At 45.9% G+C, this 15,503-nt stretch carries 16 protein-coding genes; 2 read left to right on the top strand and 14 right to left on the bottom strand.

The window, feature by feature from the left end; all coding sequences use genetic code 11:
- Positions 1–5: 5 nt before the first annotated feature.
- From ACTNCK_RS06365 to tyrS, 11 genes are all read right to left on the bottom strand, one after another.
- Complete coding sequence (locus tag ACTNCK_RS06365; protein ID WP_441081683.1) at positions 6–446, bottom strand: zinc-ribbon domain-containing protein; 441 nt, start codon at positions 444–446, stop codon at positions 6–8.
- Between the two features lie 247 nt (positions 447–693).
- Positions 694–1,656, bottom strand: a complete 963-nt coding sequence (locus tag ACTNCK_RS06360) for a calcium/sodium antiporter (protein WP_441081682.1) — start codon at positions 1,654–1,656, stop codon at positions 694–696.
- Between the two features lie 12 nt (positions 1,657–1,668).
- Complete coding sequence (locus ACTNCK_RS06355; RefSeq protein ID WP_441081681.1) at positions 1,669–2,256, bottom strand: manganese efflux pump MntP; 588 nt, start codon at positions 2,254–2,256, stop codon at positions 1,669–1,671.
- 291 nt (positions 2,257–2,547) lie between these two features.
- Positions 2,548–3,015 (bottom strand): hypothetical protein, encoded by a 468-nt coding sequence (locus ACTNCK_RS06350; RefSeq protein WP_441081680.1) that lies wholly within the window; start codon positions 3,013–3,015, stop codon positions 2,548–2,550.
- On the bottom strand, positions 3,012–3,914 hold the full coding sequence (locus tag ACTNCK_RS06345) for a hypothetical protein (protein ID WP_441081679.1): 903 nt from the start codon (positions 3,912–3,914) through the stop codon (positions 3,012–3,014). Before ACTNCK_RS06345 ends, ACTNCK_RS06350 begins: the two co-directional genes overlap by 4 nt.
- Before the next feature lie 442 nt (positions 3,915–4,356).
- Positions 4,357–4,824, bottom strand: a complete 468-nt coding sequence (locus tag ACTNCK_RS06340; protein WP_441081678.1) for a hypothetical protein — start codon at positions 4,822–4,824, stop codon at positions 4,357–4,359.
- Between the two features lie 11 nt (positions 4,825–4,835).
- Positions 4,836–6,419, bottom strand: coding sequence for an AAA family ATPase (locus ACTNCK_RS06335; RefSeq protein ID WP_441081677.1), 1,584 nt, complete (start codon positions 6,417–6,419; stop codon positions 4,836–4,838).
- A gap of 119 nt (positions 6,420–6,538) precedes the next feature.
- The gene (locus ACTNCK_RS06330; RefSeq protein WP_441081676.1) at positions 6,539–6,958 is read right to left on the bottom strand and encodes a hypothetical protein; all 420 of its coding nucleotides are present in this window, start codon (positions 6,956–6,958) and stop codon (positions 6,539–6,541) included.
- Positions 6,952–7,257, bottom strand: a complete 306-nt coding sequence (locus tag ACTNCK_RS06325; RefSeq protein ID WP_441081675.1) for a hypothetical protein — start codon at positions 7,255–7,257, stop codon at positions 6,952–6,954. The genes ACTNCK_RS06330 and ACTNCK_RS06325 overlap by 7 nt, the downstream gene beginning before the upstream one ends.
- 108 nt (positions 7,258–7,365) lie before the next feature.
- Entirely contained in the window at positions 7,366–8,949 is a 1,584-nt protein-coding gene (locus tag ACTNCK_RS06320; RefSeq protein ID WP_441081674.1) for an AAA family ATPase, read from the bottom strand.
- Positions 8,950–9,115: 166 nt separating this feature from the next.
- A complete protein-coding gene (tyrS, locus tag ACTNCK_RS06315; RefSeq protein WP_441081673.1) occupies positions 9,116–10,333 on the bottom strand; it encodes a tyrosine--tRNA ligase in 1,218 nt (405 codons plus the stop codon).
- A gap of 369 nt (positions 10,334–10,702) precedes the next feature.
- On the opposite strand from tyrS, the gene ACTNCK_RS06310 reads away from it, so the two are divergent.
- Positions 10,703–11,542, top strand: coding sequence for a glycosyltransferase family 2 protein (locus tag ACTNCK_RS06310; protein WP_441081672.1), 840 nt, complete (start codon positions 10,703–10,705; stop codon positions 11,540–11,542).
- A gap of 70 nt (positions 11,543–11,612) precedes the next feature.
- Complete coding sequence (locus ACTNCK_RS06305) at positions 11,613–12,140, top strand: phosphatase PAP2 family protein (RefSeq protein ID WP_441081671.1); 528 nt, start codon at positions 11,613–11,615, stop codon at positions 12,138–12,140.
- Positions 12,141–12,157: 17 nt separating this feature from the next.
- Here ACTNCK_RS06305 and ACTNCK_RS06300 read toward each other — a convergent pair whose 3' ends face one another.
- The 3 genes from ACTNCK_RS06300 to ACTNCK_RS06290 are packed head-to-tail and all read right to left on the bottom strand — an operon-like array spanning position 12,158 to position 15,423.
- Positions 12,158–13,339: a ribose-phosphate pyrophosphokinase gene (locus ACTNCK_RS06300; protein WP_441081670.1), complete on the bottom strand. Its 1,182-nt coding sequence runs from the start codon at positions 13,337–13,339 to the stop codon at positions 12,158–12,160.
- 3 nt (positions 13,340–13,342) lie between these two features.
- A complete protein-coding gene (locus ACTNCK_RS06295) occupies positions 13,343–14,353 on the bottom strand; it encodes an ATP-binding protein (protein WP_441081669.1) in 1,011 nt (336 codons plus the stop codon).
- A 5-nt stretch (positions 14,354–14,358) separates the two neighbouring features.
- Positions 14,359–15,423, bottom strand: a complete 1,065-nt coding sequence (locus ACTNCK_RS06290; RefSeq protein ID WP_441081668.1) for a DnaD domain protein — start codon at positions 15,421–15,423, stop codon at positions 14,359–14,361.
- Positions 15,424–15,503: the final 80 nt, after the last annotated feature.

Raw genomic sequence — 15,503 nt, 5'->3', positions numbered from 1 at the left:
GTCCTTCAATCCTGCGACTTTTCTTCCTCGCAAGCCTCTTTATCTGTCTCCCTGTCAGGCTCCTCGCAGGTCTTATCCTCCGGCTCCTCGACTGTCACATCATCCTCGTCGACCGTCTCCGCAAGCGGCGCACCGCAATGGTTGCAGAACCTTGAATTCTTGTCAACGAACTCGCCACAGCTAGGGCATAGGCTCTCTCCTCTGATATCTGCGAGCTGGTCCTTTGTGGCTGCGATCTCAGCATAGATCTCCTTCACCTTACGGTTATCCGGCGTATCCTCATCGCAGTGTGCCTTATAATACTTCTGTCCGATCAACTCGTACTCCTTATGAAGCTTCACATCCAGATCCTTGAGCTTCATATTAAGCCGTGCAGTCCTGGCCGCATCCTTTGCCGCAGCACCGATCCCCCTGCCAGCTTCTTCTATTGTATCAAAAAATCCCATAAAGTGGCCTCCTTTCAATGATCAAGGTTGTATATGGCTATTATACTACAGGATGAGAAATTTAGGAAGTGGCCGAAAGCACAGAGACGAGAACGAGCGTGAGCGAAGTTCGAGTCCTGTGCGAGGCCGTTCTTTGAGATTAATGAGAGCGAGCCATAGGCGAAGCTCGAATTTAGCGAAAAGAACTTCCTTATAGGCGAAGCTCGAGCTTAGCGAAAAGAACTTCCTTTGTGTGAGGGCAGAATCATCACCTCCAGATAATATAACCCAGATACCCCGCATACATCGCTATCATCGCTATTCCGTAAGGCTTGGTGATCTTTCTTTTTCTGAAGCAGAAAAGCCACACTACTGCAGAAAAAGCGATAAGGACTAAGGTGTCTATGATATTCTCCGTCGTCACCTTTACCGGAGTGATAACTGCTGCTATACCAAGTATGGCAAGAATATTGAAAACATTTGATCCGACTGCGTTCCCTACTGCCATATCAAGCTCGTTCTTCCGGGCAGCAGCTATAGAGGTCGCAAGCTCAGGAAGAGATGTACCACATGCTACTATAGTAAGACCTATAAGCGTCTGGCTGACTCCAAGAGCTCCTGCAATCTTAACAGCAGCGTCAACGACGAAGTCACCACCGAATTTTATGGCTGCCATACCACCTATTATATATATAAGGGAAAGCCAGAACGGCAGGATCTTTATATCCTTATCCTCCTGTTCTTCCTCCTTTATCTCCTCTGCTGTCTTTCTGGATACCAGAGTCCTGTGTATCATTGACCAGATGAAATAAGCAAAAAGTGCAAGCAGGATGACTCCGCCAATGCGGTTTACCTCTCCCATGGTAAGCGCCATTACCGCCAAAACTGCAGCAGCGAATATTGAAAATGGCAGATCGATCCTTATCACCGATTTCTGGACTGCAAGCACCGAGAATAGTGCCGAGGCTCCAAGCACCACCATCAGGTTGAAGATATTCGATCCCACAACATTACTTACTGCCAGCTGGTTGCTTCCCTTAATAGAGGCTGTCACGGAAACAGACAGCTCAGGCAGGGAGGTCCCCATGGCGACTATTGTCATCCCGATCACAAGCCCCGGTATCCTGAACTGTCTGGCAACCGAGGAGCTGCCATCCACAAAGAAATCAGCGCCCTTGATCAGAAGCACAAATCCTGCAAGAAGCATTATCACTGTCAGAAACATTTCCATAATAATTCCTTTCTATTCAAGCCCCATAAGATGGGTCACAAGAATACGTACACCTATTGCAATAAGTATCAGTCCGCCGACAAGCTCAGCCCTTTTTTCGAACCTTGCCCCGAAGATATTTCCTATATAGACCCCTCCATATGATATGGCAAATGTCGTCACTCCGATTATCGCGGCTGCAAGTCCTATATTAAAATGCCAGCTGAACGAAAATGTAACTCCAACTGCAAGCGCATCTATGCTCGTGGCAACAGCAAGCATAAGAAGCTCCCTGACATCGAGCGGAGGATCTGTCCTTGCACCGGCCTCATCAGGCATCCTGTTCCATTCCCTTATCGCATCTATAACCATCTTGCCTCCTATGTAAAGGAGCAGGAGAAAAGCGATCCAGTGGTCTATGCTCTTTATGTACCTTGCAAATGTACTTCCCAGAAGCCAGCCCGCGACCGGCATAAGGGCCTGAAAGCCTCCGAATGCGGCTGCTATAGCGAGGCACTGCTTCTTATTGACCCTGCTCATCGCAAGCCCCTTACAGACCGCGACCGCAAGCGCATCCATCGAAAGCCCTATTCCCAGCAGGAATATCTCAGCTATCCACATATTTTACCTCCATCGGAGCAGTTCCTCCGAAAAAAAATGAGGCCCCTGCATAAAGCGCGCCAAAAAAGCTCACCTTATGCACGAGTCTCATTCATTAAGATTTGCCAGAGGATAAAACCTCGGGATTGTTGGCAAATCACATCGGGGATGCGAACTACTCCCTCACACATATTTCCTGCTTAGTATAAAAAACCACCGGAGGTTTGTCAATACGACATTCCACCTCCGGTCTATTGTTTCTCAATCAGAACAAAATGAAGCAAAAGCAAACCTATTATCTCCCGGCTGTATTCATTTATCGTTTCCCATTATGATTGGTTTAATATCATTCCTTTTCAGTTTTCGTAAAGTAGCCTTGTCCTGCATACCCATGGCTTTCAGCTCCTTATCAGAAAGCAGGTCGATATAAGTACATTGTATTATCGTACAGCCGTTTCCTTTTCTCCAGATTTTACCAGTATACCCCTTATATTTTTTATTCCAGGTATCTATCATTTTTGACCTTAACTGATAGTCCTTCTCCGGGTCCTCACCTTCTGAATAGGCTTTTAAGTCCGGAATCGTAAGTATGCTGGTCTTTTTATATAATCGGCCGTCTGAAAACTCAAACCAATATTCCACCGTATCATATTTTTCTTCCTGTTTTATATATACCGGACTGTCCGTGTTTTTCGCAAAGTAAAGGCACAAGACTCCTGCCACTACAAGGAGAAAGCTTTCTACAACTACCGCTACAAGAAGGGCTCTTTGCTTTTTCATTCAAATTCCTCCCCGTATCTATAGTTTAAATACAGGCCACGTGTATTATCATACTTACTTCTTATGCTGCTATTTGAATAATACAGTACGTTTCCAAGTCCTGCCGAGCTGAAGCTATAGCTCTTTGACTGTGATAATGTGACAGGTGAGGCTGCATGCTGGTAAGTACCATATACTTCAAATATCTTCGCTCCTGAAAAAAATTGCACTGTCAACGAAGATTCAAGTGAATCGCTGGTACTGTCAGGTATATTCATCGAAATGCCTACTCCACCATCCCCATTTAATCCCGGCTTCACTTTTACATTTTCGCTGGAAGATCCGTAGCCAATAGTTATACCATCATATTTTTGATATGCACTCATTAAACTTGCTGAATTAATCACGCAAGATCGTGTTTCCGGTCTTAACGCCAGAACATCATACGATTTTGTTGAAGGAATCGACAGCCACTTATTAGTGATTGTAACTATTCTAGAATCATTACCCGCTAAAACCTGCATGCTTATTTTTTTCATACTCGTAGTATGTGATGTCTGATACGACTTCAAGGGATTCGATCCCTTATAGTTTTCAGCGGTATTCTTATCAACCTCTTTTTCCGTACTCGAAACAAGATTTCCGTTCCGGTCATACCACTCATCTACACGAATATACTTTTCTGTATTTATTGAGTGAAGATCATTCTCGTCTTTTAAAGATTCCAACCCCGACTTACTCATCGTATATAAAGTATCATAGCTGAAAAATTTCGAAAGATACTCGTATTGATCCTTGCTCAGTGTAACTCCGTTCTGATTAGTAAAATAAATGTCTGAAGCCTTAATTGATACAGGATTTAAAACAGAAGAGCATACAACAGCTGTTATCGCAAACACGATCATAATAATTTTTTTCATATTAGAAACCTCCTAATTTCAATATCTCGTTGCCTATTATCAGAATTATTTTATCACATCTTCATGTTTTCTGTCAACAGCTTTTGTCCGGCGCCGAATGATCAGACATTGTCTTATCATCCCATAGCACTTAAGAAATCACCGCCAAGGCCTGATCTCGTATTTAAAAGTCGTTAAGATGTGAGTATAAAAAGCTAGCATAGATACCTACGGCTATGAAAGTTCTGCCCTCTCACCTCTCACCTTTTCGCCTGCCATTCCTCTATATTCCGCTGCCTGCTCGAAAATATAGATTTATTATGCCTCCGCTTTTCTCGGGTTGGCTTTGATATAGCAAGTGTATATTTTACATACTGTCTCCGGATCCCATAGACCCTTGGCCCTATACCTTAGCTCCTAGGCCCCCTCAACCAAAACCAGACTTATTATCACCCGCCTGTGTTCATTTATAGTTTCCCATTCTGATCGGCTTAATATCATCCCTCTTCAGCTTCCTTAAAGTAGCCTTATCCTGCATACCCATAGTCTTAAGTTCCTTATCAGAAAGCAGGTCTATATAAGTGCATTCTATAATCGTGCACCTGTTTCCTTTTCTCCAGATTTTACCACTATACCCCTTGTATTTTTTATTCCAGGTATTTATTATCTTTGACCTTAGCTGATAGACCTTCTCCGGGTCCTCACCTTCTGAATAGGCTTTCAAATCAGTGATCGTGAGAATAGAGGTCTCCTTATATAATCGACCGTCTGAAAACTCATACCAATATTCAAGTGTGCCATTATCATCTTCTAGCTTCGTATATACCGGTCTGTCTGTGTTCCTTGTAAAGTAAAAGCATAAGGCTCCTGCCAATACAAGAAGAAAGCTTTCTACAACTACTACTATAAGAAGGACTCTTTGCTTTTTCATTCAAACTCCTCTCACCTTTTCGCCCGCCATTCCTCTATATTTCGCTGCCTGCTTGAAAAGCTTGCCCCTATTTCTATGATCTGTGCCCTGCTGGCCTTGTATCTCTGTGCATATCCCTTTTCCTCGATCTGCTTCAATGCCTCCTCTGCACTTCCGTTGACCTTGAATTCCATTATATACACATAGTCATTGGTTTCTATCACTATATCGCTTCTGCCCTCTGACGTATGCTGTTCACAGACTACGAACTCTCCAATCAGCTCAAATATCAGGAAGATCTGGTTTCTCCATACCTCCTCATATGATGCTGCCCTGGTCGTCATATATGGCGCTGAAGCGAAAAGGGAATGAAGCTGTGTGTACAGAGCGTCGGTATCACCATTTTCCAGCGACATCACTATTTTCTGAGCAGAAAACGATTTTTCTCTGTCCGCCTCGCCTAAAACAAACGGCAGAAGCGAATTCAAGAAACCATACTTCACCTCTTCATTAGGAAAGCCAAGAACGTACGATTCAAACCTCGGCAGATACTTTTTTATCGAAAGATAACCTGACTGATAAAACAGGGGGATCGGGTCCGGATCATCGATCCGGTAATCCATTATATCTGATTCCCTGACTGTCACGCCGTTTTCCAGCTCATCAGGCCTGATAGGGGACTCTTCCAGCTTTTTTATTATCGGCCTTGGTGAAGCTGACCCAAACCAGTACCGCCCTAGTTTCTTGTCTGACAAGGCATTTATCACACTATAGGGACTATATATGCCTTCAGAATTCCCCGAGAAATGATAGCCGTCATACTTTTCCTTCATCTGTGCAAGGCACTCATCCACAGAAATGCCTCTGCTCTCTGCCATCTCCTTTATCTCCGGAGAAAAGGTATCCCTTATCTCCTTTCCGGTAAAGCCACAGATACCTGAAAATTCATCCAGCAGGGATATATCCTTCAGCTGGTTCAGATCCGAAAAGATAGAGACCTTTGAATATTTCGTGACCCCGGTAAAAAATACGAACTCCAGATATCTGTCCTGGTCCTTAAGCACCGAGAAAAAAGCCTTGTAGAGCTCCCTGTTCCTCCTCTCCTGCTCAGGGTTCTCTGCCTTCAGCAGCGGATTATCGTACTCGTCGATAAGGACCACTACATGGTTTTTTGTCTTCTGATAAAGACGCTCAAGAAGACTTTTGAACCTTCTCGGCAGAGTCTCTCCATTTATAGAATAATCGCCTGTCAATCCATAGTTCTCAATACAGCTTTCCAGAACACCGTCCAGTATATCTTCAAGTCCGTTTTCCCTGTTGAATTCCCCGCTTGCCAGATAGAAGGGTATAACCGGATATGTCCTCCAGGCCTGATCTCCCTTCTTCTCTTCTATTTCAGAAATGCTTAGTCCTGTAAATAGCTCCTTCTTTCCCAGGAAATAAGCTTCCAGCGTAGAGGTAAAAAGGCTCTTTCCAAAACGCCTCGGCCGGCTGAGAAAGATCTCCCGGCTCTTTTTCCTAAGCCTGTCTATATAGCTGGTCTTATCAACATAGACCATACCCTTGTCCCTTAATGTCTCGAATGTCTGTACACTTGTCGGAAGAAGTCTCTCCATAGTCCATGCCGTCCTTTCTCAGGGGTTTGCCATATGATCATTGTAGCATAAAAAGGGGACAGGGTATAGATACAGGTGTTAGCTGCGAGGTCTGAAAAAGCTTATCTATACTCTCTCATCTATACCTTAAGCAACTGATCCAGATCCGCCGGCCTCTTCTGCTCGAAGACTATTGTCTTTCCCTTCAGATCACTTACCGTGTCCTTGGTGACCTTCATATACAGCTTGCCGCCCCTTATCTTTACCTCACCGATGATTATATAATTATCCTCGTGTTCACCCTCCTTTTCTGGCTTTTTCGGATCATAAAAGTATATTTCTAACCCCGATGGATCCCAGGCTGCATTAAGCTGCTTCTTTTTTCCATCCACAGTTATCATATTATCAGTATGGTTAGGTGCTATATATATATACGGATCTTCACTAAACCATCCTGTATTATATTGCCAGAATTTTTTCCCACAGGCCGTTATAGTCGTAATAACTACAACAAGTAATAAAATTACCGAAACGATCTTTATTCTTCTATTATTCACCATACAAGATACCCCACTATAAACCCGCCGTCAGCAAAGCTTACTAACCGTTTTCTTGGATTTGGTTTGGTATCATACTTATAGTTGAATCCAGCAAAATCATTTGCACTATTTTTCTTTATTGCATAAGTATGAATACCCTTATCCGGCAACCTGTTCCACTGCGACATTACCATCACGCACTTCTTTTTCTCCGATACAGCATTTGAAAAATTTTTGTACCGGTAGTACTTCTTATATCTAATTCCCTTGTGCTTCAAGTATTTCCCTAGACCGAGAGGGTTGGAGCCAAAATATCCCATTGCCGGATAGATCTCTATCAGATGTTTCTCGTAGTAATAGATCGTAGTTGGTTCTGTCCTGCCTTGATCTTTATGGCCATACTAGAAACCGCGATCACCTCACCCCTCTCACCTTTTCGCCCGCCATTCCTCTATATTCCGCTGCCTGCTCGAAAAGCTTGCTCCTATTTCTATGATCTGTGCCTTGCCAGCCCTGTATCTCTGTGCATATCCCTTTTCCTCGATCTGCTTTAATGCCTCCTCTGCACTTCCGTTGACCTTGAATTCCATTATATACACATAGTCATTGGTTTCTATCACTATATCGCTTCTGCCCTCTGACGTGTGCTGTTCACAGACTACGAACTCTCCGATCAACTCAAATATCAGGAAGATCTGGTTTCTCCATACCTCCTCATATGATGCTGCCCTGGTCGTCATATATGGCGCTGAAGCGAAAAGGGAATGAAGCTGTGTGTACAGAGAATCAACATCGCCCTTCCTGATTGCCAGCACCAGATCGCGCACTGAAAAGTTCGTCTGTGCATCCTTTTCTCCCAGCACATAAGGAACCAGCGCCCTGTAAAAGCCATACTTTATCTCACTGTTCGGAAAACCCAGAGTATAGGTAAGGAATTCCGGGTCATATGATTTTATGGTCAGATAGCCTGACTGATAAAACAGGGGGATCGGGTCCGGATCATCTATACGATAATCCATCATATCCGCCTTGGTGACCTCTACCCCCTTCTCGAGCTGACTCACAGATGCAGAAGAAGATTCGAATTTCTTTACTATCAGGCCAGGCGAAGCTGAACCGAACCAGTAGCTCCCAAGCTCCCGGTCCGACAAGGCATTTATCACACTATAGGGACTATATATGCCTTCAGAATTCCCCGAGAAATGATAGCCGTCATACTTTTCCTTCATCTGTGCAAGGCACTCATCCACAGAAATGCCTCTGCTCTCTGCCATCTCCTTTATCTCCGGAGAAAAGGTATCCCTTATCTCCTTTCCGGTAAAGCCACAGATACCTGAAAATTCATCCAGCAGGGATATATCCTTCAGCTGGTTCAGATCCGAAAAGATAGAGACCTTTGAATATTTCGTGACCCCGGTAAAGAATACAAACTCCAGATATCTGTCCTGGTCCTTGAGCACCGAGAAAAAAGCCTTGTAGAGCTCCCTGTTCCTCTTCTCCTGCTCAGGGTCCTCTGCCTTCAGCAGCGGATTGTCGTACTCATCGATAAGGACCACTACAGGGCTTTTTGTCTTCTGATAAAGACGCTCAAGAAGACTTTTGAACCTTCTCGGCAGAGTCTCTCCATTTATAGAATAATCGCCTGTCAATCCATAGTTCTCAATACAGCTTTCCAGAACACCGTCCAGTATATCTTCAAGTCCGTTTTCCCTGTTGAATTCCCCGCTTGCCAGATAGAAGGGTATAACCGGATATGTCCTCCAAGCCTGATCTCCCTTCTTCTCTTCTATTTCAGAAATGCTTAGTCCTGTAAATAGCTCCTTCTTTCCCAGGAAATAAGCTTCCAGCGTAGAGGTAAAAAGGCTCTTTCCAAAACGTCTCGGCCGGCTGAGAAAGATCTCCCGGCTCTTTTTCCTAAGCCTGTCTATATAGCTGGTCTTATCCACATAGACCATACCCTTGTCCCTTAATGTCTCGAATGTCTGTACACTTGTCGGAAGAAGTCTCTCCATAGTCCATGCCGTCCTTTCTCAGGGGTTTGCCATATGATCATTGTAGCATAAAAAGTGGACAGGGTATAGATACAAGTATCTTCCCATTTCGAGAGGATCAGAACCAAAACGACCGGAGGCCTATCACGCCTCCGGTCTATTATTGCCTGTTAAATGTAAAATCCCATTAAAGTGTTACCTTACAGAATTTCTTCTTACCCTTACGCAGGATGAAGTCCTTCTCAAAATCCGCCTTTTCATAGGAAGTGTGGATATCGGTCACCTTTTCTCCGTTTACAGTGACTCCGCCCTGCTCGACTGCCCTTCTCCCTTCGTTTCTCGAGGAAGCCAGACCTGCTGCTACCAGAACGCCGATTATATCAATACTACCATCGCGGAAATCCTTTTCAGCAATCTGAGCTGAAGGCATATTCTCAGCTGAACCACTCGTAAATATAGATACTGCGGCCTCCTCTGCCTTTCTCGCCTCATCCTCGCCGTGAACCATGGATGTGAGCTCATGGGCCAGGATCTTCTTGGCCTCATTAAGCTGCTCACCCTGCCACTTGTCCATCTCATCGATCTGTTCAAGCGGAAGGAAGGTCATCTTGCGAAGGAAGCCAAGCACGTCCTGATCGTCTACGTTTCTCCAGTACTGGTAAAAATCGTACGGACTTGTCTTGTCAGGATCGAGCCAGACAGCTCCACCGGCGGTCTTTCCCATCTTGGTCCCGTCATGCTTCAGAAGGAGGGCGATCGTCATAGCATAGGCATCCTTACCCAGTTTCTTCCTGATAAGTTCCGTTCCTCCGAGCATATTTGACCACTGGTCATCTCCACCGAACTCCATATTGCAGCCGTAATCCTGGTAGAGCCTCATGAAATCGTAGCTCTGCATCAGCATATAGGAGAATTCAAGGAATGACAGTCCCTTTTCCAGACGGTTCACATAGCATCTGGCACGAAGCATTTCGTTTACAGAAAAGCATGGCCCTATATCGCGCATAAAGTCAAGGAAATTGAGATTACGCAGCCAGTCTGCATTGTTTACAATCCTGGCCTTTCCCTCTCCAAACTCGATGAAACGGCTCATCTGCTTCTTGAAGCATTCTACATTGTGATCGATCGTCTCGGTCGTCATCATCTTTCTCATATCACTACGACCCGAAGGATCTCCGATCATGGCTGTCCCACCGCCCATCAGGGCAATAGGCTTGTTGCCGCCCTGCTGCAGCCTCTTCATCAGGATCATAGCCATGAAATGTCCGACATGCAGTGAGTCAGCAGTCGGATCGAAGCCAATATAGAAGGTAGCCTTCCCGTTGTTTATAAGGTCTCTGATTTCTTTTTCATCTGTAACCTGAGCTATAAGGCCTCTGGCTACAAGTTCGTCATATAATGTCATTTTGTCCTCCTGGATGGGCCAGCAGCTGGCAGTATTACAAAGTGCCGCTCTGATCCTCTATACCCTAACCCCTATACCCTTTTACCCTTCCCTACGCAATTTTTATATACTACCATAATATCCCCAAAAAATCCAGTCCTATCGGCCTCGTACCCCACACCTCGCACCTCGCACCTCTCACCTCGCACCTCACACCTCGCACCTCCTTGCTAAGGAAGCTGTCTTCGTTAAGCTCGAACTTCGTCTTCGACTCATTCTCGCTAATCTCAGACAGCGGCCTCGCCTGTGGTTCGAGCTTCGTCTTCGACTCGCTCTTACCTACAGGCTTTCGGCCTTGCATCTTTTCCAAATCCGGTTATACTTATGCTTATGGAAATTTCACTGATCACTCCAGTATATAATGCTGCAATATATCTCCCTGCCCTTATAGGGTCTGTCGAGAAGCAGGATTTCACCGACTATGAATGGATCATCTGCGATGATGGCTCCTGCGACGATTCCTGGTCGATCCTTAGAAAGGCCGCCTCCACGAATGCTAGAATCAGGCTTATAGGTCAGGAAAACAGCGGTGTCTCATCTGCCAGAAATGCCTGCCTCAGGCAGATCAGCGGCAAATATCTGATGTTTGCCGACGCTGACGACACATTGGAGCCCGGCTGTCTGTCGGCTCTTTTCAGGCAGATGGAGGAGAGCTCATCCGATCTGTGCATATACGGCTGGTATATCCACCAGAAGGATAAGCTTTTTTCATATGTATTTGAAAAAAAAGAGACAGAAGCCACAAATGAGAAGCTCTATCAGATGATCCTTGAGGATCCATATCTATGCGGAGGAGGTTATCCCTGGAACAAGATCTGGCGGGTCAGCTCGATCACAGAAAACGGCTCCATTCCAGGCTTCAGGGAAAATCTTTCCCACTATGAAGACAAGCTCTGGACACTCGAGCGGCTCGATCAGATAGGAGATCCCTCAATCAGCTGGCTTAACAGGCCTCTTTACAACTACTATCTGAGAGGCGAATCGCTGTCTCATTCTATGTCTGCAGAAAAATTCATCAAGCTGGGCGAGGAAACAATTGATTCTCTCGATGCTATCATCGAATATGTCAGGCATTACCATCCGCGAGCTTTCGCCTCAGCAGAAACGCTAAGGAATGACAGGATACGCGAGATCGCATCTGTCCTCCGCGAGGCCGGGATCACGGTCTGAGTGAGAGCCGGCAGGAGCTATGAAATGGTTAAATCAAAAACAAATCAGAAAAAAGTCAGGATTCAAAATAATGAGCTGGGAATTTAAGATACTTCATGCGCTGCAGACCATACATACCCCTCTTCTGGACGGATTTTTCAAATTTATAACCCGTTTCGGAGATGGAGGGATCTTCTGGATCGTCCTTACAATACTTATACTGATATTTGCAAAGGATAAAAGGATAGGCGTGACCTGCGGCCTGGCCCTTTCTGGCGAGGCGCTTATTATCTTCATTGTAAAAAATATAGTTCAAAGGCCACGCCCCTGCTGGATCGATCACTCAGTTGATATGCTGATCAGGATCCCTAAGGACTATTCCTTCCCTTCCGGACATTCCGGAGCCTCATTTGCAGTTGCAGTCTCAATATTCTTATATAATAAAAAATACGGAGCCTGCGCACTGGTCCTTGCATCCCTTATTGCTCTGTCAAGGATGTACCTGTTTGTACATTTCCCGACAGATGTGCTGGCAGGGATGGCAATAGGAACAGCGGCAGCATTTGTGGCAAAGAAGGTGGCAGGCACGAGGGTCAGGAGATCAGGGGCTGGCGTTTAGCGGCCTACCCCTGTCCCCTAGGCCCTGGCCCCTTTATACTTCCCAATAAGCTTATCAATCCTCTCATACGGATCGAGCAGGCTTGATATAGAGCAATCGTGGTTTAATGTATCTATGATGTAGGCTATGTACTTGCTCATGTCGCAGTTGATGTAGTAATCGCGGGAAAGCAGCTCCTCGGTCTGGTATACAAGGTTGGTAGTTACTACCTTGAAAATAGTACCTTCCTCGACTGCCTTGTCGAATGAAGCCAGGCCGTTCGTGAAGAGGCCGAATGTAGCCACGCAGAAAATCCTTCTTGCCTTTCTCTTCTTGAGCTCCCTTGCTACGTCGATCATAGACTCACCAGATGAGATCATATCGTCTACAATGATCACGTCCTTGCCCTCGACAGAGCTTCCAAGGAATTCATGCGCTACGATAGGGTTGCGACCGTCGACGATCTTTGAGTAATCGCGGCGCTTGTAGAACATTCCCATATCGACACCAAGAACTGTAGCCATATATACCGCACGGCTTGTACCACCCTCGTCCGGGCTTATGATCATCAGGTGATCATTGTCGATCGAAAGGTCCTTTACCTCACGGCAGATACCCTTTATGAACTGATATGCCGGCTGGACTGACTCGAATCCGTGAAGCGGGATGGCATTCTGTACCCTGGGGTCATGAGCGTCAAATGTGATGATATTCTCAACACCCATATTTACAAGCTCCTGCAGACCCATAGCGCAGTCGAGTGACTCTCTTGCTGTCCTTCTGTGCTGCCTGCTCTCATAGAGGAAAGGCATGATAACAGTGATCCTCTTGGCCTTGCCTCCTACGGCAGCTATGACTCTCTTCAGATCGGAATAGTGATCGTCTGGCGACATATGGTTGGTCTGGCCACAGAGCGAATAGGTCAGGCTGTAGTTAGTCACATCTACCATTATATAGAGATCCAGACCTCTTACAGACTCATTTATAGTACCCTTTGCCTCTCCGCTTCCGAATCTAGGGCAGGAAACAGAGATCTTGTAGGTATCAGCCTTGTAATTATTCTGATCTACAAAATCCAGATGGTCTGATTTACGGTTCTTGCGCCACTTCACAAGGTAGCAGTCCACCTTGTCGCCTAAGGCCTCGCAGCTTTTTAAGGAAATGAGTCCCAGAGGGGCTACTGGTTTACGTGAAGCCAGGATGTCATCATTTGCCGGCATGTCTTAATGTCCTCCATTTTTCTTTGCAGGTTTCAAGTTCTTCAGTCCGTTTTCGTACCTGCCGTCGAAACCAAACAGATGGTAAAAGTTATATCTCTCAATGAGCCGCGAGTATATCCTGTCGGTATATCTCCCGCGGATCTCCTTAAGATCCAGATTGGTGGAAATGATTACAGCCTTCTCAGATGAAGCTCTCGACTGAATCACATCAAAAAGAGACAGAGACGTGAATGCATTGGAAATCTCTGTCCCGAGATCATCTATTATCAGAAGGTCCGATGAAAAGATACTTGTGTATCCCACATCGTCCGAATATCCGTCTCTTCTGAACGAATGATCGGCCATCACATCAAAAAGCCTTGCTGCAGAAAGATAAAGGACGGTCTTTCCTTCTCTTAACAGGCTTCCGGCTATACAGCTCGAAAGAAAGGTCTTGCCCGAGCCGGCGGAGCCATAGAAGACAATGTTCCTGATCCCGTCTCCGAAGGTATCGACAAAGCCCCTGCTGGCCTCAAGAGCCCTTTTCGCCCAGTCCCTGGCTGAGGCGCCGGTCTGAGGATCTATACGGTCAGTCGGATAATAGTCGAGCGAGAAATCACTGAAACGGTCAGTAAGCATACGTTTCATAACAGGCTCATCCTTAAACACTATCTCTATTGCCCTCTTCTTCATGCAATGACAGGGTTCTCCGTCTATATAGCCACTGTCCCTGCAGTCCGGACACTGGTATGGAGGGTCAAGGTAGTCCTCAGGATATCCGTTTCTCCTCAGAAGATCCTTCTCCTGAAATATCACGCTATCAGTCAGGCCCTTGAAATCAGCCCTGCCGCCCTGGGAGAGTGAATTGAAAAGCGCCTTCCTGCCCTGGGCGATGAAATCGTCATCAAGCCTCGCAAAGCCCGGAACCTTTTCCCTAAGCTCCCTCTTCCGCTTCCTGATAAGCTCATCCCTGTCCTGCTGCAGACGGCGATACTCCTGCATTATAGAATTGTACTGAGTGTTTGTCAATTTCATAGAATTCAAAAATTATTCCGCTGCAGCATTGCAGCAGCAACAGCCGCATCGTCATATCCGTTGGTCTCGGAAAATGAAAAGCTGCTCTTGTTCTTTCCCTGCTGTGAGCCGGCTCTGTTATACTTCTTTTCATTCTCCTGCCTGTGGGCGCTGTCGCTTTCAGCGACCTTATCCAGGGTCTTTATGCCCTTGTCATGCCAGCCCTTTAAGATCTTCTCAGCATAGGCGTAATTCGCCTTGCCGGTATTTACTATGGCGCGGCTGCAGGCCTCAGTGACGAGCTCCTCGGAAAAGCCCCATTCGTGAAACCACCTGTCAATAAAATCAAGCTCGGCAGGGGCTAAGGCATGACCGCTGATCCCGAAGGCCCTGCGAACAGCATTTGCCTCGGATGAGAACTGTCTCTGCTCCATAGCAGCCTCTTCCTTGCTGCCTATACCCTTCTTGTACCAGGCAATGGCTATCTGATTCATATAGCTTATGCTGGTCTTGCCCTTTTCAATGCTTGAGGTGATCAGATAGTCTATCATATCGACGCTCATATGGAGGTCAAAATACCAGTATGTGATCATCTGCAGATCCTTATTAGAGAGAGTACGTCCCAGATATCTCTGGGCTATGAAAAGTATGGTCTTCACCTCAGGATCACTCCTTAGCTCTGTCGCCTCTGTGTCCATCTGAGGAGGCTCTTTGGTCTCCTCCTTCACAGGCTCAGCCATTTCCACAGGAGCCTTCTCCCTCCTGACAGGCTTCTCCTCCGCAGTCCTGTCTGTCCCGATCTCGTTGATACAGATATCGCAAAGCTCCCCCTCGCTGTCATAATCAAGCGATAGAAGCCCCTTTGAGGAAAGGGCATCAAGAGCTGTACGCACCTCACGGACACCTGTGCCGACCCTTGAGGATATAAGAGAGCATGAAAATCCGCTCTGTCTGTCTCCCGCAAGGCGCAGAAGGGCGAGGTAGACCTTTACTGCCTCTCCGGAAAGCTCCGAAAGAAAATGATCTATGAAATAATTCGAAATGCACGTCACAGGCACAGGGCCGGCGTTATGAAGACTTATATCTGCCATTGAGATATCCCTTTCCTTTATTGTCCTGTGCATTATATCACATCGATTATTACAAATAAATTACATTTCCTTTAACTATT

The organism is Candidatus Weimeria sp. HCP3S3_B5 (assembly GCF_052064335.1).
In the GTDB taxonomy this organism is placed as follows: domain Bacteria; phylum Bacillota; class Clostridia; order Lachnospirales; family Lachnospiraceae; genus Weimeria.
This window is presented reverse-complemented; position numbering and strand designations above follow the sequence as displayed.

Excerpts from the sequence above, each read along its gene's own strand:
- ACTNCK_RS06365 (WP_441081683.1), bottom strand. The coding sequence starts at position 446 with ATGGGATTTTTTGATACAATAGAAGAAGCTGGCAGGGGGATCGGTGCT.
- ACTNCK_RS06360 (WP_441081682.1), bottom strand. The coding sequence starts at position 1,656 with ATGGAAATGTTTCTGACAGTGATAATGCTTCTTGCAGGATTTGTGCTT.
- ACTNCK_RS06355 (WP_441081681.1), bottom strand. The coding sequence starts at position 2,256 with ATGTGGATAGCTGAGATATTCCTGCTGGGAATAGGGCTTTCGATGGAT.
- ACTNCK_RS06350 (WP_441081680.1), bottom strand. The coding sequence starts at position 3,015 with ATGAAAAAGCAAAGAGCCCTTCTTGTAGCGGTAGTTGTAGAAAGCTTT.
- ACTNCK_RS06345 (WP_441081679.1), bottom strand. The coding sequence starts at position 3,914 with ATGAAAAAAATTATTATGATCGTGTTTGCGATAACAGCTGTTGTATGC.
- ACTNCK_RS06340 (WP_441081678.1), bottom strand. The coding sequence starts at position 4,824 with ATGAAAAAGCAAAGAGTCCTTCTTATAGTAGTAGTTGTAGAAAGCTTT.
- ACTNCK_RS06335 (WP_441081677.1), bottom strand. The coding sequence starts at position 6,419 with ATGGAGAGACTTCTTCCGACAAGTGTACAGACATTCGAGACATTAAGG.
- ACTNCK_RS06330 (WP_441081676.1), bottom strand. The coding sequence starts at position 6,958 with ATGGTGAATAATAGAAGAATAAAGATCGTTTCGGTAATTTTATTACTT.
- ACTNCK_RS06325 (WP_441081675.1), bottom strand. The coding sequence starts at position 7,257 with ATGGGATATTTTGGCTCCAACCCTCTCGGTCTAGGGAAATACTTGAAG.
- ACTNCK_RS06320 (WP_441081674.1), bottom strand. The coding sequence starts at position 8,949 with ATGGAGAGACTTCTTCCGACAAGTGTACAGACATTCGAGACATTAAGG.
- tyrS (WP_441081673.1), bottom strand. The coding sequence starts at position 10,333 with ATGACATTATATGACGAACTTGTAGCCAGAGGCCTTATAGCTCAGGTT.
- ACTNCK_RS06310 (WP_441081672.1), top strand. The coding sequence starts at position 10,703 with ATGGAAATTTCACTGATCACTCCAGTATATAATGCTGCAATATATCTC.
- ACTNCK_RS06305 (WP_441081671.1), top strand. The coding sequence starts at position 11,613 with ATGAGCTGGGAATTTAAGATACTTCATGCGCTGCAGACCATACATACC.
- ACTNCK_RS06300 (WP_441081670.1), bottom strand. The coding sequence starts at position 13,339 with ATGCCGGCAAATGATGACATCCTGGCTTCACGTAAACCAGTAGCCCCT.
- ACTNCK_RS06295 (WP_441081669.1), bottom strand. The coding sequence starts at position 14,353 with ATGAAATTGACAAACACTCAGTACAATTCTATAATGCAGGAGTATCGC.
- ACTNCK_RS06290 (WP_441081668.1), bottom strand. The coding sequence starts at position 15,423 with ATGGCAGATATAAGTCTTCATAACGCCGGCCCTGTGCCTGTGACGTGC.